General features: G+C 66.6%; 16 protein-coding genes. 2 read left to right on the plus strand and 14 right to left on the minus strand.

The window, feature by feature from the left end; genetic code table 11:
* Positions 1 to 6: 6 nt before the first annotated feature.
* Together CXY70_RS06090 and CXY70_RS06095 are read left to right on the plus strand one after the other, a co-directional pair.
* Positions 7 to 2,619: a multicopper oxidase domain-containing protein gene (locus tag CXY70_RS06090; RefSeq protein WP_104191483.1), complete on the plus strand. Its 2,613-nt coding sequence runs from the start codon at positions 7 to 9 to the stop codon at positions 2,617 to 2,619.
* A 125-nt stretch (positions 2,620 to 2,744) separates the two neighbouring features.
* The gene (locus CXY70_RS06095) at positions 2,745 to 4,490 is read left to right on the plus strand and encodes a SulP family inorganic anion transporter (protein ID WP_104191484.1); all 1,746 of its coding nucleotides are present in this window, start codon (positions 2,745 to 2,747) and stop codon (positions 4,488 to 4,490) included.
* Positions 4,491 to 4,675: 185 nt separating this feature from the next.
* Here the strand turns inward: CXY70_RS06095 and CXY70_RS06100 are convergent, their stop codons facing one another.
* The 14 genes from CXY70_RS06100 to CXY70_RS06165 all read right to left on the minus strand — a co-directional run bounded on the left by CXY70_RS06100 (position 4,676) and on the right by CXY70_RS06165 (position 23,645).
* Positions 4,676 to 5,605, minus strand: coding sequence for a hypothetical protein (locus tag CXY70_RS06100; protein ID WP_146066074.1), 930 nt, complete (start codon positions 5,603 to 5,605; stop codon positions 4,676 to 4,678).
* A gap of 90 nt (positions 5,606 to 5,695) precedes the next feature.
* Positions 5,696 to 6,691 carry an ECF transporter S component gene (locus tag CXY70_RS06105; protein WP_233205773.1) on the minus strand — a complete coding sequence of 332 codons (996 nt, stop codon included), beginning with the start codon at positions 6,689 to 6,691 and terminating at the stop codon, positions 5,696 to 5,698.
* A gap of 56 nt (positions 6,692 to 6,747) precedes the next feature.
* The gene (locus CXY70_RS06110; protein ID WP_104191487.1) at positions 6,748 to 6,999 is read right to left on the minus strand and encodes a hypothetical protein; all 252 of its coding nucleotides are present in this window, start codon (positions 6,997 to 6,999) and stop codon (positions 6,748 to 6,750) included.
* 171 nt (positions 7,000 to 7,170) lie between these two features.
* On the minus strand, positions 7,171 to 8,112 hold the full coding sequence (locus tag CXY70_RS06115) for a WXG100 family type VII secretion target (RefSeq protein ID WP_104191488.1): 942 nt from the start codon (positions 8,110 to 8,112) through the stop codon (positions 7,171 to 7,173).
* A gap of 93 nt (positions 8,113 to 8,205) precedes the next feature.
* Positions 8,206 to 8,472 carry a WXG100 family type VII secretion target gene (locus CXY70_RS06120; RefSeq protein ID WP_104191489.1) on the minus strand — a complete coding sequence of 89 codons (267 nt, stop codon included), beginning with the start codon at positions 8,470 to 8,472 and terminating at the stop codon, positions 8,206 to 8,208.
* A gap of 131 nt (positions 8,473 to 8,603) precedes the next feature.
* Complete coding sequence (locus tag CXY70_RS06125) at positions 8,604 to 13,085, minus strand: FtsK/SpoIIIE domain-containing protein (protein ID WP_104191490.1); 4,482 nt, start codon at positions 13,083 to 13,085, stop codon at positions 8,604 to 8,606.
* Between the two features lies 1 nt (position 13,086).
* Positions 13,087 to 13,767: a hypothetical protein gene (locus CXY70_RS06130; protein ID WP_104191518.1), complete on the minus strand. Its 681-nt coding sequence runs from the start codon at positions 13,765 to 13,767 to the stop codon at positions 13,087 to 13,089.
* An 83-nt stretch (positions 13,768 to 13,850) separates the two neighbouring features.
* A complete protein-coding gene (locus CXY70_RS06135) occupies positions 13,851 to 15,440 on the minus strand; it encodes a serine/threonine-protein kinase (RefSeq protein ID WP_104191491.1) in 1,590 nt (529 codons plus the stop codon).
* Positions 15,437 to 16,789: an FHA domain-containing protein gene (locus CXY70_RS06140; RefSeq protein ID WP_104191492.1), complete on the minus strand. Its 1,353-nt coding sequence runs from the start codon at positions 16,787 to 16,789 to the stop codon at positions 15,437 to 15,439. Before CXY70_RS06140 ends, CXY70_RS06135 begins: the two co-directional genes overlap by 4 nt.
* Positions 16,789 to 17,673, minus strand: coding sequence for a PP2C family serine/threonine-protein phosphatase (locus CXY70_RS06145; RefSeq protein ID WP_233205774.1), 885 nt, complete (start codon positions 17,671 to 17,673; stop codon positions 16,789 to 16,791). The genes CXY70_RS06140 and CXY70_RS06145 overlap by 1 nt, the downstream gene beginning before the upstream one ends.
* On the minus strand, positions 17,670 to 18,992 hold the full coding sequence (locus CXY70_RS06150) for an RDD family protein (protein WP_104191494.1): 1,323 nt from the start codon (positions 18,990 to 18,992) through the stop codon (positions 17,670 to 17,672). The genes CXY70_RS06145 and CXY70_RS06150 overlap by 4 nt, the downstream gene beginning before the upstream one ends.
* Complete coding sequence (locus CXY70_RS06155) at positions 18,989 to 21,373, minus strand: transglutaminase family protein (RefSeq protein WP_104191495.1); 2,385 nt, start codon at positions 21,371 to 21,373, stop codon at positions 18,989 to 18,991. Before CXY70_RS06155 ends, CXY70_RS06150 begins: the two co-directional genes overlap by 4 nt.
* Positions 21,370 to 22,674, minus strand: a complete 1,305-nt coding sequence (locus CXY70_RS06160; RefSeq protein ID WP_104191496.1) for a DUF58 domain-containing protein — start codon at positions 22,672 to 22,674, stop codon at positions 21,370 to 21,372. Before CXY70_RS06160 ends, CXY70_RS06155 begins: the two co-directional genes overlap by 4 nt.
* Complete coding sequence (locus CXY70_RS06165; RefSeq protein WP_104191497.1) at positions 22,671 to 23,645, minus strand: MoxR family ATPase; 975 nt, start codon at positions 23,643 to 23,645, stop codon at positions 22,671 to 22,673. The genes CXY70_RS06160 and CXY70_RS06165 overlap by 4 nt, the downstream gene beginning before the upstream one ends.
* Positions 23,646 to 23,666 lie beyond the last annotated feature (21 nt).

The following is a 23,666-nucleotide window of genomic DNA, read 5'->3' on the forward strand; positions in this document are numbered from 1 at the left end:
TTCGAGATGAAACCGAGCCTCAAGCGTCGGCTGTGGCATCAGATCACCGGCATGCTCGTTCCCGTCTGGTTGATCCTCGGGATTGTCAGCGTCGTCCTTTATCGGGGATCGTCGTTCGGGCCCTGGCTCATGGTGCATCTGCTGCTGCTTGGGGCCCTCTCAACCGCGATCCTGGTCTGGAGCCAGCACTTCGCCGACAGCCTGCTGAAGAACACGGCTCCCGGCGGTCGGTACTGGCTGGGCGTTCGACTGACCGTGCACACGATCGGTGCGGCCCTGGTGATGATCGGAATCACCGGTGCCTGGTGGCATGTCGTACTCACCGGAGGAATCCTGGTCGGGCTCAATGCCGTCGTGCACGCCACCATTCTCGTGCGGCAGCTGCGCGGCGCACTCCCGGCCCGGTTCGCTCCGTTGGTGCGCTATTACATTGCGGCGGCCGGATGCCTCGTAGTCGGTGTCACTCTCGGAATTTGGATGGCCCACCCCGTCAGTTCGGCGGCGGGTGACTATTACGACCGGCTCTACATCGCGCACATCGGGCTGAACCTGCTCGGCTGGGTCGGCCTGACCGTCATTGGCACCGTCGCCCTGCTGCTCCCGACCGTGCTGCGCTCCCGGGTGCTGTCGACCACCCGGGCGGCCGCACGCCCCACCCTGTTGACTCTTCTGGCCGGACTTGTGGTTCTGGGCGCTGGCGCCTACGCCGACTCCCGAATCATCACTGCGGCAGGTGTGCTCCTTTACCTGATCGGCTTCGCCCGGGTGCTTGCGGAGTTAGCCGGGCACGTGCGCCGTTCGCCCGCCGTCAGCTACTCCGGGTGGTCTATCATCGTGGCCCTGGCGTGGTTTGCACTGTGCGCGGTCGGTTTCGGCGCCGTCGTAGTCACCGCTGCCAGTTGGGCGGATGCCGCGGCCGGCCTCAAAACGCTTGTGCCGTACTTCGCGGTCGGCTTCGGCGGCCAGATCATGATCGGTGCGCTGAGTTTTTTGATTCCGGTCGTGCTCGGCGGCGGACCGCGAGCATCCAAGGCCACCGCGCGCGAACTCGATCGTGCTGGCCTGTTCCGAGTCAGCGTCGTCAATGGCGCACTCGTTCTCACCCTTCTACCGGTGCCCGATGTCGTCGCGGCCGCGCTCTGGGCGGTTCTCCTCACGACTCTCGCGGCGTTCATTGTTCTGATGGTGCGGGCGCTGCGCGTCAATCGAAAGAACCGCACCCCTCCGGGAGCGCAACTTCCGCCGTTGGTCCGCGACGTCGTGGAGAGTCCTGCACCGCCGCCGGCGCGTCGCACCAACATGCTCGTCGCGGCCGCGGCGACCCTGGCGCTGACCCTCGCCGTCGGCGTCGCGCTCGAGCCCTCCAACACGAGCCTCGCCTCCGGCCCGGGCGCGACCGGCCATACGACGACCGTCGACGTCACGATGATTGACACTCGGTTCAGCCCTGACACGATCGACGTTCCGGTCGGCGACACCCTGGTGATCACCCTCCTCAACGCCGACGGCATGCTCCACGACCTCGTATTAGACAACAATGTGGAGTCCGGCTCGGTCGAGCCCAAGGCAACGACGACCGTCGATGTCGGGATGATCACAGCCGACCTGAACGGTTGGTGTTCTCTTGGGGGCCACCGGCTGCTCGGGATGCTGCTGACCGTGAACGCGATCGGTGCGGACTCGGCCGCCTCTGCCGATTCGAACGCGGACGCAATGCACAGCGATGCGTCGGCATCCGCTGACATCGATCCCATGGCCGCGCCGGGAAGCGACTTCGTCGCGCGTGAAGCGCGACTGGCGCCAGCGGCATCCGCTAACGTGCACACGAGCACGATGACTGTGAGCAATACCGAGACCGAGGTGGCACCGGGCGTAACGCAGATGCTGTGGACCTACAACAAAACAGCGCCCGGGCCGACCCTGCACGGCGCTGTCGGTGACGTCTTCGAGATCACCTTCGTGAACGCGGGAACCGTCGGCCATTCGCTCGACTTTCACGCCGGCGCGCTCGCACCGGACAAGCCGATGCAAACCATCGACCCCGGCAAAGAGGTCACCTACCGGTTCACCGCGACGCGCTCGGGAATCTGGATGTATCACTGCTCGACGATGCCCATGTCGGTCCACATTGCGAACGGCATGTTTGGTGCGGTCATCATCGACCCACCCGGACTTCCCGCCGTCGACTCGGAATATGTGCTGGTCCAGTCCGAGTTTTATCTTGGCCGGCAGGGCGAGGAAGGCGACCCGGTCAAGGTGCAGACGCAACTGCCGGACCTGCTCACGTTCAACGGCTACGCGAATCAGTATGGCGCCGCGCCGCTGATCGCGAGAGTCGGGGAAAGGGTGCGCATCTGGGTTCTCGATGCCGGCCCGAACGTTGGAAGCTCCTTTCACGTGGTCGGAGGTCAGTTCGACACCGTGTTCTCGGAGGGAGAGTACCTTTTGCGTGACGGTGGCAGCACCGGAACGGGTGGGGCTCAGACACTCGCGCTCGCACCGGCCCAGGGCGGCTTCGTCGAGCTCACGTTTACCGAAGCCGGTACCTATCCGTTTGTGAGCCACGTGATGTCGGATGCGGAGAAGGGCGCGCGCGGGCTGATTCTGGTGACTGACTGACCCAAAGGCACTGTGATTCTTGAAGAGGGCTCGGCCGAACGCTTGGAGCAGGGGGCGGTTGGCGGTGGTACTGGAACACTCGATGAAGTCCAGACAGCAGACAAGGACCGGACTACCGTAAAGGCATGCCAACCGGCGGATTCCGCAGCGTAGCCTTCAGCCTGATACCGGGGCTGAACACCGCCCTGCATTACCAGCGCGCGTGGCTGGTGCCCGACCTGCGTGCCGGCATCGTGCTCAGCTTCCTGCTGATCCCGGCCGGTATGGGCTACGCGGAGGCCTCCGGGCTGCCCGCGTACACCGGTCTCTACGCGACGATCGTGCCGCTGGTTGTCTACGCCGTCTTCGGCCCATCGCGCATCCTCGTGCTCGGACCCGACTCTGCACTCGCCCCGATCATCGCTGCGTCGATCCTGCCGCTGGCGCTCGGCAACACGGAGCGAGCGATTGCGCTCGCCGGACTCCTCGGGCTGATGGTCGGCCTCACTCTGCTCATCGCCGGCCTGTTCCGCCTCGGCTTCGTCACCGACCTGCTCTCCAAGCCGATCCGGGTCGGCTACCTCAACGCCCTCGCGTTGCTCGTGATCATTTCGCAGATTCCCAAGCTGCTCGGGTTCTCCATCGAGGCGCCCGGCCCGATCCAGGGGATTGGCGCCATCGTGCAGGGTGCGGCGGCGGGGAGCATCGTTGTCGGCGCGATGCTGCTCGGCCTTGCCTCCCTTGCCGTCATCGTTGGGTTGCGTTTCCTGCTCGGCGGGCGCATCCCTGGCGTGCTGATCGCGGTCGTCGCATCCATTGTGGTCACGGCGATCTTCTCCCTGCAGAACGTACTGCCGATTGTCGGTGCTATGCCGCAGGGGCTCCCCGCCCCGGCACTCGGCGGTCTCGTCTGGGACGACGTGGTTTCGCTGATCGGACCGACGCTGGGCATAGCGCTCATCGCCTTCGCTGACACCGGGGTGCTTTCCCGCACGCTTGCGGCGCGCCGCGGCGACAGTGTGGACGGTAGTCAAGAGATGGCAGGCCTCGGACTCGCTAATATCGGAGGCGGGTTTTTCGGCGGCTTTCCGATCTCTGCATCCACCTCGCGCACGCCCGTCGCCGAGCAGGCAGGGGCGCGATCCCAGCTGACGCCCGTCATCGGCGCGCTGATCATCGTTATCTTCATGCTCGTGGCCCCTGGCGTAACCGGGTACCTGCCGTCGGCGACCCTCGGCGCCGTGGTTATTGTGGCCGCAGCCAGCCTGCTCGACGTTTCGGGCGTCTCGCGATTGTGGCGGATCGACAAAACGGATGCCCTGCTCTCGATCGCCGCGTTCCTCGGCGTTTTTCTGGTGGGCGTTTTACAGGGCATTCTCGTGGCGATCGGTCTGTCCCTGGTCGCTTTCGTGATCCGCGCGTGGCGTCCGTACCGGGCCGAGCTCGGACGCATTCCGGGTGTGCGCGGTTACCATGACCGCTCACGGCATCCGGATGCCGATCGTGTTCCCGGCATCGTCATCGTGCGCTTCGACGCCCCGCTCTTTTTTGCCAACGGGGGCATCTTTGATGACTACGTGCGCTCGATGGTGCGGCGGGCGGAGCGCGAGTCAGAGGCCGGTGGCACGCCCGTTCACACCGTCATCCTTGCCGCCGAACCGATCACCGATATCGACACGACCGCCATCGACGAATTGCTCGAGCTTGACGAGTATCTCGCCTCTCGGGGGGTGACGCTCGTGCTCGCCGAAGTGAAGGGACCGGTCAAGGACCGACTGCAGGCCTTCGGACTGGGTGACCGGTTTTCACCCGAGCGGTTCGCGCCGACGGTGGGCGCTGCGGTTGATGCTGCCAGTGGGGAGCTTCGCGACGATATCGGTGGGGCGATCTAAGGCATTCTCGATGGCCCATGACTCAGGGCGGATGCCTAGGATGCTGATTCCCGGGGCCTTCTTCAGCGACCCCACCGACGGTATACAGCCAGTTTCCCGAAACTCTGGGCGCATCGACGCTCACTGTCTGACCGCCTGCTCGGTGTCCTTGTTCCTGGTCTGTCGAGTCTGCGGTGCAACGTGCACTACAGGTACTTCGTCAGGAGAAACTCGATGAGGGGAGGCACAATCGCCAGCGCCGCGCCTCCGGCGATGGCCCAGCGCTTGAGCGTCTTCGCGTTCTTCTCCCGCTCTTTCAGGAGGTATTCGTTGATACGCGAGCTCTCCAGTGCGTGCGTCTCCAACGCGACGAGGTATGCAAGCTCGGTGTGGTGCGCGAGCACATCGGGAGATGCCCCGCCGGATGCGCCCAACTGCTTACGCAGTCTTTCCGCATCGGCCTGGTGCCGCTCCAGATCAGCGGCGAGCTTGGCCACTGCGTCCTCGGCTTGTTGTGCCGATGTGGAGGTCGCGGGCGCCGCCATCCCCGCAGCGTCGAGCGCCTGGCTCCACGAGCCGAAGACGCGGTTGAACTCTTCGAGGGACGGCGGCGTGGTGACGGTATCGTCCTGCTGTCTGTTCCTGCGCCACGCGACGTAGTCACCCGTGCTCCTGCTGCCTTTCGAAGCATCAAGAAATTTGCGGAGCTGCGCGACCGCCTCTTTCCTTTCAGGCAAGGCGGGGCTATGTGTCACAAAGGGCAGCCCAGCGGATGTCATCGACTCCGACCACTGCTGGCTGAACTTGTTGTGGCGAGGGGGCCAGGTCACCCTCTTTTCGGAGTTCGCGCTGAATTCCCCCACGATCGTCTGCCGGGTCGGGATGTTGTAGGCCGTCGCTGTCCACGGTCGTGTATCGTCCTTCGGCAGTGCAGCAATCGCCTGGTCGGCCGCGAGAACGCGCAGGGCGTCGGCTTCCGTGAGTCCTCGTTCGCGCAGGAGCAGGAGCAGCGACGGGTCCACGTCGGCGGGCGCGTCGGGCACCGTGATACGAAAAGCACGCGCATATGCATACCGCAGACCCGCGTTCTCGATCTGCTCCGTCAACGTCAGGTCAGGTGTCAGGGTTGTGTCCATGAGCACCATTGTGGGCCGAGTGTGTGCCCTGCTCGGGGCCGTGAGGGCAGCGGATGCCGTTCCCGGACAATCTCGGACACCTCGGCAGTGTTATTGCCGGCCAAGTTCGGGGCCGCGGCCCAGGCCCATTGGCAGTAAAAAGCGGGCGAGCAGCAGGGCGACGTACCCGGCCACGAGCTTGTCGAGGAGCGAAAGCATCAGGTTCGCCGAGAACACGGCGACCCAGAGTCCCTCGCCGATGGCGACCATCGTCGACGCCACAAGGTCACTGGCATGGCCGGCAACGCCGCTGAAAACCAGCACGTTGATCGGCACCGCGACGAGCGTACAGGCGACCGCGACCGCCACGTTGAGGAGCAGAAAACGTAGGGCGCCGCGGTTCCGGCAGAAGAGACGGTAGCCGTAGCCCCAGACGAGCGCCCCCACGACATTGACGGGCGCAAATGGCAGTGTCTCCGGGTTGCCTTGCAGCCCGCCGAGCAGGTTTGTCAGCACCCCGACGAGCGCTCCGTGCCACGGGCCGAGCGCGATCGCGGCGGTCGCCGTGCCGATCATGTCCAACCAGACCGGGAGGTGGAATTTGTCTACGACGCCGTCGCCAAACAGGTTCACGCCCACGCAACCGACCAGCAGAGCGACGGTGAGCGCGACGGCCAGGGCCCGGCGATCCGGGTGAGAGGTCAGTGGCGCGACCGGCGGATGCGGGGCAGCCGACTCGGCCGGCTCACCCGACGCCTCCGGTCGGTCTATCCCCACAAAGCCGGCCGAACGTCGCGCGGAGAATTGGGCGTCGAGGCACCGCTTGCGCCAGAGCGCGGCAGCGGCCTCATCCTCGCCGAGGGCCCGCACGATCTCCTCGACCAGCACCGCGTTGATGCGTCGACGGCCCATACGGAACGCATCGAAGACCGACGAGCGGGCGACCCGGGCCGCGGCCGGGGTGATCCCGTGCGCCTCACGCGTGCGGGCTATCAGCGCGGCGATCTCGGCGTATGAGACATCGCCCGCCGTGTTGCGTAGGCGCTGGAGGTCCTCGACGAGTCGGTCGAGCGGTTGCGACGATACCTGGGTGCGCTCCAACTCCACCGTCACCTTCCCCAGAACCGCCCCTCACGGCTGCCCGCCGCAGCTCAAGGTCCAGACTACCGGGGCGCCGCGCGCCGGTGCGGGCGGCTTGCGGGCCGCCCACCGCAGCCGGATCGCGACCACGGCAGGGAGAAGCAACCCGAGCAGAACCTGCTGCGACTGCCGGTGATCAGTGCAGCGACCATCAGCAGCGCTTCCACGGCAACAGAGATGGCGCGGACTTTGTTCGTGATTCCCGGCATGAACGCGATCGCGGCCGAGCTGTAGCCGGTCACCACCATCAGCGCGTCGTAGATGCTCCAGTACATGTTTTATTCCGTTCAGGACAGTGCCGTCTCAGGTTGTTAGGCGCAATCTCCGACTCGTCAGGCCGCGTTCCCCTGTGTCCAACACCACGCGAGAGCGGGAAAACGATTGTTTCGCATCCGCTGAAGTAAGCGATTTTCCGCTCTCGCGGACCGGAGTGCACGCGACGCGGGTCAGTTCCTTGAATTCGACACGAAGTCTCCGAGATCTCGCCCGGCGCCGCGCATGCTGTCGCCGATGGAGTTGAGATACCCACCGAACCCCTCGTAACGTTCAGCGAGGGCAGCGGCCTGCTCGGGCGAGAGATCATTGAGATTTACATCTGGCCCGAACATCTCCAGGGCAGCGGTCCAGAGCGCGGAATTGGGTGTATCCCAGAACTCCTGCACCGAGTTATACAGACCCTCGCCGATTCCCGTTCCAATGGTCCAGGCGAGGCCTGCCCCCGGCACATAGATGCCGACAACACCCATGGCCAGGTCTAGGCTGGCCTCGATTGAGGCTCCTGTATCGCCTTGGCCCAGTGCCTCCCCGAGGTCTTGGGCTGAAAAGCCCATTCCGATCAGCGAGAGGAATGTCGCTCCGTCAAGTCCCTTCACCCCAGCCAGAAATTCCTTGAGGGTCCCCAGCTCCTTGGCTTTAGCGAGAACCTCGAAGATGTCACTGACGTCTTGCAAGGAACTGGCACCGGTCGTTCCGATCTTTAGCAGCGCCATCAAGTCGTTGAGTGCCGCGCGTGATGCGGCATCGAGGTCAGCAGGCAAGGATGGAAAGACGAAAGTGATATTCGGTGACGTTGCTTCTGGTCGTTGGGCGGTAGTACCAGTACCACCCACTCTGTTGCTGTCGGCGGCGCTGGCGGCCTCCTGCTCGTCGGCGTTCTTGCGCAGTTGAGTCGCGTTCGCCTCCAATACGCGAGCAACCGTCGCGACGTGCAGGCTGTGTTCCGACTCCCACTGGGCCTTAAAGGTTGTTGCGAAGGGCCCTACCCACGCGCTGATTTTGATCTGGTTGCCGACGGTGAGCCGGTCGCGTTCGAGCCGGTCGCTCGCCGTGCTCATCTGCTGTGCCAGCTGCCGAAGTTGTTCGACGTCGGCGCCATACTTTCCCGCCATGGCAGGTCCCTTCTACTGTCGAACTGATCGTGTGGCGGAGTTCGTGTAGGGCCACCGGTCGATACCGGCGGCCCTACACGCGACACTGCCCGGTTAGGCGTTCGAGGTCTGTTCCTGCGCCTGAGCATTCTGCGAGGCCTTCTGCGAGGCCTCGTTCAGGGCGCTGATGACCTGGCGGAGCGCGGCCGAGTGCTGGCCGTTCCAGTCGCTGCGAAATCCAGAAGCATCCGGGCCGGTCCATTCCGTGTTGCCCAAGGTGTTGGTGAGAGTGCTCAGCACCCCTTCAATGTCGCTGGCCTTCTGCGAAAGCTGGCTGCTAAGTGTACGAACCTGTTCTACGTCGAGACCCCATACGGCCATGATTTATTCCTTTGGTTTCGGTTGTGCATTGTGGTGGTGCTGGCCGGGACCGACTGTGCGGTCTCCGGTTTCTTGCCCGGTGTGGTGCAACAGGGCAAATCTATGGGTGCTGGCAAACACTGTCGATGGTGTCAATTCACCATCGCCGCCTGCAGGCGCATTGCGCGCCCGTTCACGATGAGAAAGCCACGGCCAGGAGGAAAATCACTGCGCTTTAGACGTCCGAGCGGAGTGCCGAGAAGCATGTCTGCGTCCATCTCGCCCGGCACGAGGAGCAGGCCCCTCCGGCCCGATTTGAACGGACCAGCGAGCGTGTACGCCTGCGACCAGGTGGAACTCTCGGCCTCGCCAACGATAAACAGATCGGCCCGCGCCGCCGCTTTTACGAGCTGGGTGAGGGGATGCTCCGCGTCGGTCCCCGTGAAATCGGTCACGCTCTCAAGTACCACCGCGAGCTGGCCGGCCGCAAACGCACCGGCTTCGATGCGCGCTGTGAGCTGGGCCGCCGCGGTCACAACCGCGTCGACGGCATCTGTCACGAGAACGAAACCACCGGAGTTGACGGTGCCGACTTGTCCCGTCGACGCGCCGCTCAGCGCGGTGCGTCGTGGCGCAAACATTGCTATCTGCGGATGCTGCGGTGACCGCCCGAGCGCCGAGACGAGAGTGGCGAGCGCCGTGGTGCGACCACTGCCGGGCGGGCCCGAAATGATGAATGTTCCCCGCTGCTCGACCCCGATCGGCCCCAAGTCCTCATCGGCGAGGCCGATGACGGCGCGACCCTGGGCATCTGTCGCGGGCAAGGAGAGCAAAGCCACGTGTTCGGGGAGCCGCCCGATGCGTGGCGCCTCCATCGGAGACTGGCGACGCATGCTAGCAGCGAGGCGCTGAACCTCCCTCGACTGCACCGCGAGGTTCGAGCTCGCCCCGAGCACGGCGAGCTGCACCTCGTTGCCGTCGATGATGCCTCGACCGGGAGGGCTCGTGACGCTCAGCACGTCTTTCGTGACGCCCAAAAGCATGTAGTCGTCTTCAGTGGCTTGCCGCAGCACGAGTCGCTTCTGCACGGTGGAGCTGATCGAGCTGGGGATAGCGTTCGGCCGATCCCCGGTCATCACCACGTGCACGCCGAGCTGGCGACCGTCCGCGGCGATCTGCGCGAACATGGTGAACCATTGCGAGGTGGAGGCGAACTCGTAGGCCTCCCGAAACGCCCCGATTCCGTCAACGAGCAAGAGGATGCGCGGCTCGTCTGGCCGTTTCGACAGCTGCCGGTATTCTCCGATCGTGCCGGCACGCACCGCGGCGTAGCGCACCGCGCGGTCATCGACGAGATCACGGAGGGTGCGCAGTAGGCGCACCACTCGCTCGTCGTCGTCGCCGGAGATGATCGCACCAACGTGCGGCAGGTCCTCGAGCATACGCAGCCCGCCGGCCCCGAAATCGAGTCCGTAGACCTGGATCGGACCGCCCTGAGAGGTGACCGCCGCAGCGATTGCGAGCAGGCGCAGGGCCGCACTCTTGCCGGAGCCGCCGGCGCCGAAGATGGCCATGTTGCCGTCGCGGTCGGGTTCATAGAACATCGCTGGCTGCGACTGCGTCGCCGGGTCGTCGATGACGCCGAGTAGTAATCGCTCGTCGGTGCGCGGATGCGGCTGTTCCATAAAGTCGTAGACGGCTGCGAGTTCGTCCAGCCACGGCTTGCGTGGTGGCGGCACGGCGGCCTGGGCCGCCGCGGCCTGGATGGTCGTCACCAAGCGGGCGATATCGGTCGGGCCAGGGTCTCGTATCTCGGCGACTTCGCCTTCGGGCACGTCCCACGTCGTGCTCGATCCGAAGTTCAACTGCTGGAGGTCGATGCGGGGGCGTGGCGGAGTGTTCGTGGTGTAACCGCCGGCATACCCCGTCTGGAATGCCGCGATGCGCCCCGGTCCGGTCTTGGCGGCGCCGCGACCGGGAATCGACGGGTCGAAATGCGCGGCCTGGGGGGTGCCGAGAATGTCGTTGGAGTCTTCTGCATCGGCCATGCGCAGGGCGATGCGCAGGTTCGTGTTGGCGCGCAGGTTGTCCTTGATCACTCCGGCCGGCCGCTGGGTGGCCAGAATGAGGTGCAACCCCAGCGATCGGCCACGCTGGGCCACGTCGACGACGCCGTCAACGAACTCGGGGACCTCGGTCGCCAGCGCGGCGAATTCGTCGACAATGATGAGCAGGCTCGGCGGCGTCTCGGTGTCGCCGGACTTCTCGAGCGATACCAGGTCTTTTGCGCCCTTGCGATTGAGCAGGTGTTCCCGGTAGCGCAGCTCGGCGCGTAGTGAGGTGAGTGCTCGCCGAACCAGGTGCGGCGACAGGTCGGTGACCAGACCGACGGTGTGGGGCAGGCCGACACAGTCCGCGAAGGCCGTGCCGCCCTTGTAATCGACGAACAGAAACGCCACCCGGTCGGGGCTGTGCGCCGCAGCCATTCCAAGCACCCAGGACTGCAGAAACTCGCTCTTGCCTGCGCCGGTGGTGCCGCCGACCAGGGCGTGCGGCCCCTGCGTGCGTAGATCGAGGTGAAACGGTTCGGTGCCGGTGTGCCCCACGAGCGCTCGCAGAGTGCCTTCCTTCTTGCGAGGCACCGTCGGGGAGCCGTCCCGCACGGTGAGCGAATTATTCTCCCGCCACCGGTCGATGACCGCCGTCGGTTCAGCGATCAGATCGAGCCCGCTCAAGGTGGCATAAGAAATTGCTCTCGGCAGGTCGGAATCGTCACTGATCGGCGTGCCGACATCGACGACCGGGGCCAACGCCCTGGCAAGGCGTCGCGCGGTCTCCAGGTCGAGCGACTCGGTCTCAATTGGGATCGTCTGCTCGCCCCAGCGCACCTGGCCGGTCGACGCACCCGGGTCGGAGCCCAGCACCAGGAAGGTGCGGCACACCGCCGGCAGCCGATCGAGCGATCCGGCACACCAGATCACGTGCACGTTGGCGTCGGCGCCGCGTTCGGCCAGTCGAGTGGCCCTGCCGCGGTCCAGGGGAGCATCGTTTTCGATCACGACCAGCACAGCAGGAACCAGGGCGGGCGGGCGGGCATCCGTCTGGGCCCTTTCGATCAGCGCACCACGCAACGAAGCGGATGCCTCGACCCGCGCTTCGACCAGCGCCTCCAATCGTGCGAGCAAGGCCTGCCCGCTTCCGGGGTTGTCGGCGAGGTGTTCACCGGCCAGCGGGCTGTGCGCCGAGCTGGTGTGCGGCAGCCATTCGAGCCAGTCCCAGCCGGGGCGCGAGGCCGGGCTGGTGAAGGCGGCGACCACCAACTCAGCGGGGGAATGCAACCCGACGGCCTGAAGAACAAGGCCGCGCGCCACGCCATCTCGAGTCGCGCTCGGCCCGGCCAGCCCGAGGGCCCCCGATTCCCGCCAGTCTACGAGTACGGGCACCTGGTCGATCAGGTCAAAGTCTGCGGCCGCGGCCTCGAGGCGCGCCCAGTACTCCGGCAGCGAATCGTTTGTGCCCGGAAGGCTCAGTGTCGAGCGCGATGGTGCCAGCCCGAGGCCGAGCCTGGCGGTGAGGAACGCCTCGTGTTCGGGGCGGTGGGTCCAGAGCAGGGCGCCGTGGCGCCGCACGGCGTCGACGACCTCGGCGAGGGAGGGAGTCTCGGCTGCGCGGACGAGCCGTTCCGTGGTGTGCGCTGCCGTGCGCGCGGTCTCCGAGACGCGCATTCCTTCATCGAACTGTTTAATCTGTGCTTTGAGCACCCGTTTGCCAGTGACCTTGCCGTCGACGAATGCACCGATCACCAGCAGCGGGCTTAGGGCGATGAAAGCCAGGCTGAGAATGTTTTTGGTCACCAGGTAGAGAACGAGCCCCATGATGATCGGCGCCACGATCGACAGGTAGGGAAAGCGCATCGGCTGCGGGGCCTTCGGCGGTGTCGGCGCGAGCAGTTCGAGGCCGGGAAACCGCGCGACAACGCGCGGAGTGCGCACGAACTCGACGACCGGTGCGCTCGTGGGTACTGCGGCAAGCTGCTGCAGTGGCGCTACGCTCAGCTCGGTATCGCCGAGAGACACGACGTCGGCGGGCGTCAGCGCCGTGCGGGAGACGAGCAGACCGCCCATGAGTAGCCCGTTTGCCGAACCGAGATCGAGAATCTCCACGATGTCGGCCACGTTGAGGCGGGCGTGCCGTTTGGACACGAGGGGGTCGCCGAGGCGCACCTCGGCGCCGTAGTCGCGGCCGATGGTGCTCGCTCCGAACGGAACGTCGAATTCGCGACCGGCATCCGGTCCGGCCAAAATCGTAATTCGCGCTGCGGCTGGCCCGCGGTTTTCGCCGGGGCGGGCGAAGGCGTCGCTAGCCTGCACCAGTTCGACGACCGCGCCGGAGCGCAGCCCCGACTCGGTGAGGTCGATCGCGGGATTGAGGACCCGCACGGGCAGGGGGGAGCCGTCTACGGTTTCACCACTGACCTGCAGGGTGAGTCGTTCGGGTAGCGCTGAGCCGGCCCGAGCGGGGTCGGCCGCGAAGAGGGCGGAGGCGATGTCGCCGAGCAGAGCCGTGGCATCCGCTGTGATGGCGATGTTGATCGGCGCCTGCCCGGCTCGCTGAAGGGTAACTTTGACGCGCATATCAGGCTTCCTGCTCGGGTGGGTCGGCCGCGTTCAGCGGATCCCCGGGGCGGGCCTCAGCAAGCAGCAGCAGGTCAACGCGGGTGACGATGCGCGAAGCGATGGCGTACTCCACGAGGCGGGCGCGCCGATTGGTGGCATAGGTGCTGACGCCGCCGCGTAACCCCTGCACACCGGCCCGGTCAAGCTTGTCGCAGACGTTGTCGAGTTTTCGATTGAAGCGGGTCGTCGCCCAGCCGAGACGCTTCGCCGCCGTGGCCGAGGTGGGAATATCGCTGCGTCCGCTGCCCTCACGTGCCAGCATCGGTTCGGCGAGGGCGAGAATCAGCAGCTTTTGGGTGGGGGTGAAGGAAATGGTGCCGACGGTGGTGATTCCGTTGCGGCTGGCAACTGAATCGTTGTCGAGGAAAGTTGGCTGGCTGGAATGCACGGTGATTTCGTAGGTGGTCGGCCCGGCCGTGAAGATCACGGTGAGCAGGCCGAAGACGATCGGCAGCCGGGCGCCGGGCGCGAGCCAGGCTTGCACGCGCCCGTTGCCGTCGGTGACGGTGGCCGCGAGCCGTGACCCCACGTTGGCAAGCCACCACAGGCCGTCGAGCCGGCTGATCTCGAGAAACCGGCGGTGTAGAAACGGGTTGTCGTCGACGCTCAGCTCCGCCTCCCGACCGATGCCGAACACCATCTGCGGGTCGGCGCGAAACCATTCCCCGCAGTACTCGACCCTGAGGTCGTCAACCGCTGTGGTGAGCAACGGCGCGGCGCCGTTCACGGGGTGCACCCAAGCACGGCATCCGAGGAGGAGCGCCCGTCGTCGCGGCGCAGCGACACCTCGATGCAGGTCGGGCCCGACGTGCTCGTCGGCACGGTTACGGTCGATTCCGCCGCGCTGGCGATAGCGGTGTCCTGACCGGTCTCCACCGTTCGCCACAGATAGAGGTCACCGGCCTCGGGCGCCGGGTTAACCCAGGTGAAGGTTGCGGCGCTGCCCGCGACCGTGCCCGCAACACTCGTGACGGCGGGAACCGACGATTCGACTACGGCGTCGACCGGCGCTGCCGGCTCGGTGCTGGGATCGGTTGAGCCGGGATCGATGCCGCCGAGTGCGAGTGCCGTCGCGACTCCGCCGCCCGTGAGCAACAGCAGGGATCCCAAGACCACTGGTGTGAGCCATCGTCGGCGACGGATGCCCGCTGGCGCGACTGATTCGGTGCCTGGCGCCGCGACATGGCGGCGAAAGGTGTCGTCGAGTGCGGCTCGCTGCGCGGCCGGGCCCCGTGTGAAATCCATGGCGTGGGGCGGGGCCGTCGTGTCCCAGTCGGTCGGACCATTGACGCCGGTCGAGGGGGCCGTCGGCCAGGGTGTGGTCGCGGTCGGCGCCGGAGTAGCGAACGTCACGCGTGCGCCTTCCGGATTGATGCTGACAATGTTGCGCACCCGGGTGAGACCGTCATCGTCGTTCCGGGCGTCGACGGCGTCGACGGCGTCGTCGAGGACGTCGATCGTGGTGACCGACATGGCGAGCTCGATCTGCACCTTCTGCAGCGCCCGCGCGAAGTCGAGCGCGGTGGCGTACCGGTCGACCGGCTGCTTGCTCATGGCCCGCGCGAACACAGCGTCGAGGGAGGCCGGCACGTCGGCCCGGGCCAGCGAGGGCAGCGGGTAGGAGCCGATGCGGCTCATCACATCGGCGCTCGAATTGGCGGCTCCCGGCAGCTGAAACGGGGATCGCCCGGCGAGAAGGGTGTAGATAGTGGCGGCGAGGGCGTAGACGTCGCTGGTCGGTCCACTCCACGGCGGGTTAGCGAATGATTCGGGCGGTGACCAGGGAATCGACATGCCCATCGGGGCAGCCTCCCCGTTGGCGGTGGTCGCCGAGATGCCGAAGTCGGTTAGGGCCGGCCGATTGTATTCGGTCACCAGAATGTTGGCGGGTTTAATGTCGCGGTGCAGAATGCCGGCGCGGTGGGAGGTTTCGACGGCGCCGGCGACCTGGATTGCGACGCGCAGTGCCTCGCCCACATCGAAGCGTTCTCGCCGGTACCGCACCTGGAGATTCGGTTTGGGGCAGTATTCCATGGCCAGATAGGGGCGGCCGTCAGCGCTCACACCGGCTTGGTAGATCGTGACGATCGACGGATGCGTCGACAGCATCGCCATCACGTTGGCCTCGGCGGTGAACTCGTCGGCCGAGCCGGTGCGCAGCTGTTCGGCCAGCAGCACCTTCACGGCGACGCGCCGTCGCGGCAGGTGCTGCTGGTACAGAAACACGTCAGCGAAGCCGCCAGAACCGAGTAATTCAACAAAATCAAATCCGGGGAGGGCTGGCGGCGTGCTCGGCGCGCGTGCGGCGCTCATGCGGGTTCCCGATAGGTCACGGTGATGGCGTCACCGAGATCGAGCACGTCACCGTGCACGAGCATGGTCGGTTCTTGTGGGTGGAGCCGAACCGGATCAGCTCCTGACCGCAGCAGGCGCGTGCCGTTCGTAGTGCCCAGATCGACGGCGAGCACGCTTTCGCCCTCGCAGCGCACTTCGAGATGGCTGCGGGAGATGTCCTGCTGGGGACTGGGTACCGTCACGAGGTGCGGCATCCGGTCGGCAGTGAACCGCGCCGCGCTCGGTTTGCGCCCAATCACAGCACTGCGATCGAGCAGCACCTCGGTACCGCCAGAAACCAGCAGTCGGCCATAACGCGGCACCGGTGCTGGATTCCACGCGGGCACACCCAAGAGAACGGATGCCGACGGTGCGGCGAGTCCGAGCGCCCGCAGCTGCTCAAGAGATAGGGTTTCGCCATCGTGGTCAGTGTCGATCGGCCCGGAGATCGGCCCGGAGGTCGTTCTGGCCGGCACGGAATCCAGAGCACCCCAGAGGCCGTCGTAGTCCCGACCCTGTGTGAATTCCGGCACCGCGAGCGTTTCGTTGCCCGAGTCGGCCACCTCTGGTTGCTCTGGCTCCGCTGCCGGCCGTGACTCTAGGGGGATCGCGGTGGGTGTCGGCAGTGATACCGGCAGTGATACCGGCAGTGATGTCGGCAGTGATACCGGCAGTGATGTCGGCAGTGATGTCGGCAGTGAAACGGCGGGCATGTCGCTAGCGGCGCGGCCGCTGGCCTCGACGCGGTTGTCCAGCTCAAGGTTGTTCGGTACGAGGTTTCGCGGCTCGCTGTCTTGCGCGCTCGCGGTAGGCACGCCTGGGCCTGCGAGGCCGTCCCCCGGGCGCAGGGTGATCACAATGGAGCTACACAGCACGATCCCGCTCACGATCGGCAGGCTCATGGCCGGCGAAGCCGACGCGGGGTGTGGCGAACGCGCGCTATCGGTGGTGAGGGGGGCGGCGGCATCCGTTTCGACGGTGATTCGCGCGGGTGCGACCGAGGCGGTCTCACTCCAGGTGGTGACGCGGGCGCCGGAAACGCGCAGATGACCCTGCTCGGCATCGCCGTCGGCCGTGACGGTGAGTGGCCCGCGCACTGCGAGGCGGGCCTCCTCGCCAACGAGGGTGACGATGGCGAAGGGGGGCAGGCTGGCCAGGCCGCTGCCGAATTCGGCGGTGAGCGCGTCGAGCAGGGCACTGAGCCCGTGGCCGGCGGTCAGTTCGGTGAAAATACGTTCGACCAGGGCCGGGGCGATATCGCCGGGCAGCACGGCGATGCCGTCGTCGGTGACCACGCCAAACCAGGTGCCGGGGGTGTAGCGGCGCATCAGCGGGCCTCTGCGTGGGCTGCGAGCGCGGGATCGGCGAGCGCGGTCAGTTGGCTGCGCGGAATCGTATCGTCGAAGTCGACACCCACGTCCGCAGCTTCAGCGGGCAGACCGGGCGTGGTCTCGTCACTGCTGGCATCGATGGTGCTGAGCGCGTCGACGATAACAGCCGTCACGTTGTCGCGCCCGCCGTGCAGCAGCGCTTCGTGCACGAGCCGGGTTGCGGCGTTCTGCGGCTCGGTCTCGGCCGTCATAATCGCCCGAATGTGTTCATCGTCGAGCTCACCCGTGAGCCCGTCGGAGCAGACCAAAATGCGATCACCGGCGGCGGCGGGGAGAAACCAGTAGTCCGGTTCCCCCGTGCTGCCCGCCCCGATTGCTCGGGTGATCACGTTGCGCTGTTGGTGACCGGCAGCCTCGGCCGGGGTGAGCTCGCCGGTCTCGACGAGTTCCTGCACCACGGAGTGGTCGACGCTGATCTGCTCGAGTACACCGCCGGCCATGCGATAGGTGCGTGAGTCGCCGAGGTTGAGCAGCAGCCAGTAAGCATTGCCGTCCAGCTCGGCCAGCGCCACCCCACTGAGCGTCGTACCGGCCCCGGCCCCAGCACCTTCCGGCAGGGCCAGCACCCGACCGATCGCCACGGCAACGGTGGCCCGCAGCTCATCGAGGGTCACGCTCGTCTGGGCGGCGAGCGCCGTGAATGCCTCGATCACAGTGGCGCTGGCGATCTCGCCCGCGGCGTGCCCGCCCATGCCGTCGGCCACGAGGTAGAGCGACCCTTGGGCGAGGAACGCGTCTTCGTTGTTCGGCCGTCGTCGACCGGCATCCGTTGCAGCGCCCACACGCACCTGGATCGACCCGCCCTGGCTGTGGGGCATCATCGGGCTTCCACTGCGATGCGCCGGTCGCCGAGAGCCAGCGTGTCGCCGACTTCGACGAAGGTGCGGCCATCGGTTTGCACAGCGGTGTCGGGCTGCCCCGAGCGGATGAGCACGGTTCCGTTCGTCGATTGGCGATCCCTCACCCAGAGTCGGGTGTCGTCGAGGCCGAAGCTCAGGTGCGTCTTGGAGATGGATTTGGTGTCGTCGAGGAACGGCACGAGCTGCGCCGGGCCGCCGTCGGGTGCGGCGGGATTGCGGCCGATGTGCCCGATTCCCGCTACCTCGATGGGTTCACCGGTATCGAGGCGCAGAGTCCATTGGCGCCGGGGCGAGACGGCGCGGGTCTCGTCGAGGTCCGGGTCGAGGTGCTGGTTGTCGCCGGGGCTGAGGGTAATGGCGGGTGTCAGGAATGTCACGGGTGCCGCGGGTGTCAGGGGTGCCAGGGGTGCCGCGGGTGTCAGGGGTGCCGCGGGTGTCGGGGGGACCGCAAAACCCGGAACCGCCGAGATGATGGCCGACGTCGTCGGTGCCGCGGGTACTATCCGTGCTGCAGGCAGTGCCCGTGCTGCAGGTGGTGCCGGAACGGGGTTGACACCGCGCAGTGGTGCGATCACCGTCTCCAGTTGCGGTTCCGACAGCACCAGGTGCGACGCCGACTCCACCCCGTGTGACTCGGACTCCACGAGGAAGGAATCGGGATCGGGCAGGGGCCGTCGTCCGAACGGCTGGGGCACGAGCGGTGAGGGTGGTGCCGGAGGCGGCAGCAGTTGCCCGGCGCTCGCCGGGGATGCAGCGGCTGTGCGCGCCGCGACCGCGCCGAAGACGCGCTGCGCGGCATCCGTTCGCGCATTGATCATCCAGGTGCCTGAGGCTTTGTCGTGCCAGCCTCGGTTGGTGCCGGTGCCGTCGAACAGTGGCGAGAGCGGGCCGATGATGATGTAGGTACTGAGCGTGAAGACGATGTTGCGGCCGACGACGACGACGAAGCCGGGACCGCGGCTGTCGATATCCATTCCCGGCTGCACGCGTACCAGACGCACACCGGTGGCTTTCATTCCCGGGGTCTGGCCGCGGCTCAAGCGCACCCAGTAACAGATGACGAGGGCGATTGCGCCGAGTAAAAAGATGACGACACCGAGGTAATAGGCCGAGGAAGAGGAAGCGAACAGGAATAGGAATAGGACGAGGTACAGCGCGAGGCTGACCCCGCCCAGGATGAGGCTGTCGAGCAGGTAGGCGCCCAAGCGCGCCCCGATGCTGGCGTTCTCCTGGCCGGTGTGAGCAAAAGAGCCGCCGTAGGTATGGAGTTGCTGGGTCATGATGTTCGTCTCCACTTTTTGGCGAGGGTGATCAGGCGGGGCGAGCGGGGGCTACGAAAGATTTGGGGCTGGGTGAGGCTCTGGGCGCGGGTACTCCACCCGGCCAGAAACGACCGCACAGAGTGCCGGGCACGCAGCCGCGCCCAGCCGCGCACGGATTCGTGAAGGGTAGCGACGATGCCGTCGACCTCGGTCCAGAACTCGGTGAGCTGCTGCTCCGTCGGATCGACCGGGCCGAATACTCCCGTATCGACGCGGGCGGCGAGCGTGGTCAAGCCCGCTTCGGGGTAGCGCTCGGCGAGCGTGCGGCACCCCTCCTGACGGGTGGCACCGGGCACCAGGGTCAGCCCGAGGTCGGTCGCCGTGTCGACGACCTCGCTCCAGCCACCGCTCAGCCGGTCGACGGGCCGCGGTGCGCGCGCCCGCAGTCGACGGCGACGCCGGCGCAAACCAGCCACGAGCAGCCCCGGGCCGAGCAGCACCAGAAGCAGCGTTAACACCCCGCCGCTGATGCCGGCGACCAGCCAGGCCGTCGACCAGAGATCGGTGTTCTCGTCGACGGGCGCGTCGTCGGCGAGCACGTCGGGCGGCAACTCCACCGTCGCCAGCGGCGGCAGGGGCGGTTGCAGAACCTGTGCCTGTGGCTCGCTTTTGGGCTTGGGCTGCTCGGCCTGCGGAATCTGATCGGTCGGCGGTGTCGGATCGAAGGTGACCCAGCCGACCCCGTCGAAGGCCACCTCGACCCAGGCGTGCAGGTCGGCGCCAGTGATCGCGAGGTCGCCGGCAGCGGTATCAGCTTCGGCGGGGTAGAAACCCATCACCACCCGGGCCGGAATGCCGAGTTGGGACACCTGCAGGGCCATCGCCACGGCGTATTGTTCGTCGTCACCGATCAGCTGTTCGCCGCCGAGCAGCACACCGATCCGCTCCGCCCCGTGACCGGCCCGGGAGACGGTCTCGCCCTCGAGCCCGTGGCTGAAGAACCCGCCGGTGTGCAGGGCGGTTTCAATGGCGCGCACCTGGTCGATGGGGGTTGCGGCGTCGGTGATGGCGGCATCCGCTGTGGTCGACACGATTTCGGGAACCAGCACGGACTCGGGCATCGACAGGGTGGCGGCCTGCCGGGTGGCCAGCTGTTCGTCCGTGTAACTCGGCGGCATGATGACCGTGGCGGTGTAGGTGTCGCCCTGCTGCAATCCGAGGGTGGAGACGGCCACGCCGGTAGTGCGGTTGTAGTGCAGGCCCGCGGCGAGCTGAGCGGCACGGGCATTTCCAGCGTGCATCACAGTGAGTGCTGTCAGATACCCGGCATCGGGCACCCACACACCGGTAAGCGCGTCGATAGTGACGCTGAGGGTTGCCGGGGTTCCGGCGCGGGTGTCGGTGATGCTGGTGCCGACCCGCGCGAATGTGCCCGATCCCGCGCTGCCATCGCCGGAGACGTTGAAGACCATACCGTCGAACCGGTCCAGGGTAGCCAGACGCAACCGGGCGCCGGCGGGCAGCCCGTTCACGGTGAAGAGCGTTTGGTCGGCGTAGTCGCGCACGTACTTACGAAAGCCCACCAGGGGGCTCGGGTAGGCTCGCAGGTCGAGCGGCGGCACGATGGTATCGCGCAGCACCTGCCGGGCAGTCGCGGGCTCGACGACGCTGCCCACACTGACCCCTACCACCAGGCCGCAGACCAACAGGGCGGAGCCGGCGGCCAACCCACGAAAGCGTAGCCGGCGCTCGCTCGCCGGGTCGAAAGTGGCGGCTGCACCGCTAGTGGTGCTGCTGGACTGCGCGTTGCGGCGTGCGGTGAGGCGCCAGGCGGTCCAGGCGATGGCAATGACCGCGAACAGGATGCCGCGCAGCAGGGGCAGCACGGTTTCGTGGGTGCCAAAGCCGATCGACACGGTGAACAGGGCGGCTGCGGGCAGCAGGGCCAGGGTCGGCCGGCTCAGCCGCAGGGCGAAACTGCCGGCCAACACAGCATTGATCAGCGCGGCGAGGTAAGGCACGATCAAAAGGCCTTCGAATCCGGCGACCGGTGCCGGGGCGGTGAGCAGCTGCTTCCATGAGAACACGACGCCGAGGGCCAGTTCACGCAGGGTATCGAGGGTGGGAACCACGCCGGCGATCGTGCTCGTACGCAGAGCCAGCACCCCGCCGAAGACAAAGTAGGTGAGCGCGGCCGCAACGGCGAGCGTGAGTGTTCCCCAGCGTAGGCGGGCGCCGAGCCACGCGAGGCCGAGCCCCAGGAGCGCGCCGCCGAGGCCGGCCAACAGGTAATCGGTTCCGCCAAAGACTGGGCCGAAGCCGGCCACACCGAGGCCGAGCAGCAGTACGAGCGCGAGAATATCTCCCAGCTGCGCGTGTCCGGCGCGGTCGGCGTTCATTCGTTCACCCGGCGCATACCGAACGGAAGGTCGTCCAGGGCGCCGACCGTCAGCACCGTCGTTTCGGCGATCGCTCGCCGCGATAGGGGCGCTCCGGTTTCGCAACGCACTGCGATCACCCGAACGCCGCTCGGCAGATGGCTGGCCGCCGACCGAATTCGGGTCGGCTCCACCGTGCTGCCGAACACCAATACCACAACGGATGCGTTCGGCACCCGCACGCCGGTCTGCCGCGCCAACTGCACGATGTCGGCCCTCGATCCGCCGGCCTCGATCGCCGACAGCCCGTCAAGCAGGCGTTTTCCGGTTTGGCTAGGCAGAATCTGCTCCTGCGCGAGCACCGTCAACTGCTTCTCCTCGGTGAGGGCCTGCAACCCGAGGGAGCCGCAGATCGACACGGCCAGCTCGAACTCGTCGATGGCGGCCGGGCCGGCCGTGGCATCCGTCGCCGTTGTAGCGTCGGTGGGCTTATAGTCGAGCGGGTTGCGGCTGAGTGCGATGGCCAGGTGGGAGCGCCGGGTCTCTTCGAACTGGCGCACCATGATGGTTCCGGTGCGTGCAGAAGAGCGCCAGTGCACGTTGCGCAGGTCGTCGCCCGGCACGTACTCGCGCAGGGCATGGAACGAGACATCGTCGTTGCTGAGGTCGCTCGTTGGTAGGCCCTCGAGGTCGCGCAGAAACCCGGAGCTCGAGCCATCGAGGTGCACGGTGCGCGGGTGTACAAAGAGGTCCTCGGCCGGAGTCCAGCCGATGACCCGGCGGAACAGGCCGAGTGCGTCGCCGCGCACCGAGCGCACCGGCCCCACCGACAGCACCGTACGACGTTGGGTTGGAATCGTGAAGAGATCCTCGTGCTCGGCGCCGGGAACGAGGCGCGGGAGCGCAAAGGAAGCGAGCCCGGCGCCCACGGGCAGCTCGACGCGCGCGGGCAGCATCGTTCGGGTGGAGGGGTTGGTGACGCTCACGCTGCCGACTGCGCGCTCGCCGACGACAACGTGCGTGTTGGCCAGGTCCAAGGCGATCTTGTAGGCACTGCGCCCGAGCATGAACGGTACGGCGAGCACGAGCAGCAGGACGCCCACGATCGCGAGAGCAGTGAATTCCTTCCAGCCGTAGCGAACACCCAAAATCCAGCCCAGAGCGGATGCCCCGAGCACGGTCCAGCCGAACGCGGTCAGCACCGCGAGCATCCGCTTGAGGCGAAGCCAGAGGGGTTGCAGAACCGGCCACGCCGCCCCGAGCCAGAGCGCGCGCAGCGGAGCCAGCCGGCTCGGCGTGATCTGGTCCCCCGCACCGCTCATGCCGCAGGCTTTCTGGCCTGGGGCGCGGCCACATCGGCAAGAACACGGGTGATGATCTTCTCCGCCGTCATCCCTGAGAACTCTGCCTCGGGGTCGAGCACGAGCCGGTGCGTCCAGACTGCGGCGGCCAGGTCTTTTACGTCGTCGGGCAGCACGAAGTTGCGGCCCTGTGCGGCGGCCCAGACCTTGGCGGCCCGAATCATGGAGAGTGCCCCGCGCACCGACACCCCCACCCGGGTTTCGGCGGCCAGTCGGGTCTCCTGGGTGAGCTCGGCGACGTAGCGCAAGATGGCGGCGTCGGTGTGCACGCTCGATGCGAGGTCGGCCATGTCAGCCACCGCACTCGTGGTGATCATCGCGGTGAGGCCGGCTGCCGGGTTGCGGTTGGCTGCGCCGGCCAGGATCAGCTCGGTCGAGGCGAGGTCGGGGTAGCCAATCGACGTCTTGATGAGAAAGCGGTCGAGCTGGGCCTCTGGCAGTCGGTAGGTGCCGGCCTGCTCGATCGGGTTCTGGGTGGCGATCACCATGAAGGGCCGCCCAACTTCGTGACCGATGCCGTCCACAGTGATGCGGCTCTCTTCCATCACCTCGAGCAGTGCCGACTGGGTTTTCGGGCTCGCCCGGTTGATCTCATCGGCGAGCACGATCGACGCGAAGATGGGGCCACGGTGAAACTCGAACTTGTGGCTCTGCTGGTCATAGATGGTGACGCCGGTCACGTCGCTCGGCAGCAGGTCCGGTGTGAATTGAATGCGATTGTTGGTGCCCTGCACGGTCGCGGCGAGGGCCTTGGCGAGGGACGTTTTGCCGGTGCCGGGGGCATCCTCGAGCAGCACGTGACCCTCGGCGAGCATCGCCGTGAGGACGAGGCGAATTACCTGGTTCTTGCCGAGCACGGCGAGGCCCACGTTGTCGACGAGCCGTCCGAACGTTTCGGCAAACCAGGTCGCTTGTTCTGGTGTCATGGTCATGAGTTGCTTCCCCTTGGGCCT

This window comes from Cryobacterium sp. Y82, assembly GCF_002929495.1.
Classification (GTDB): Bacteria; Actinomycetota; Actinomycetes; order Actinomycetales; family Microbacteriaceae; genus Cryobacterium; species Cryobacterium serini.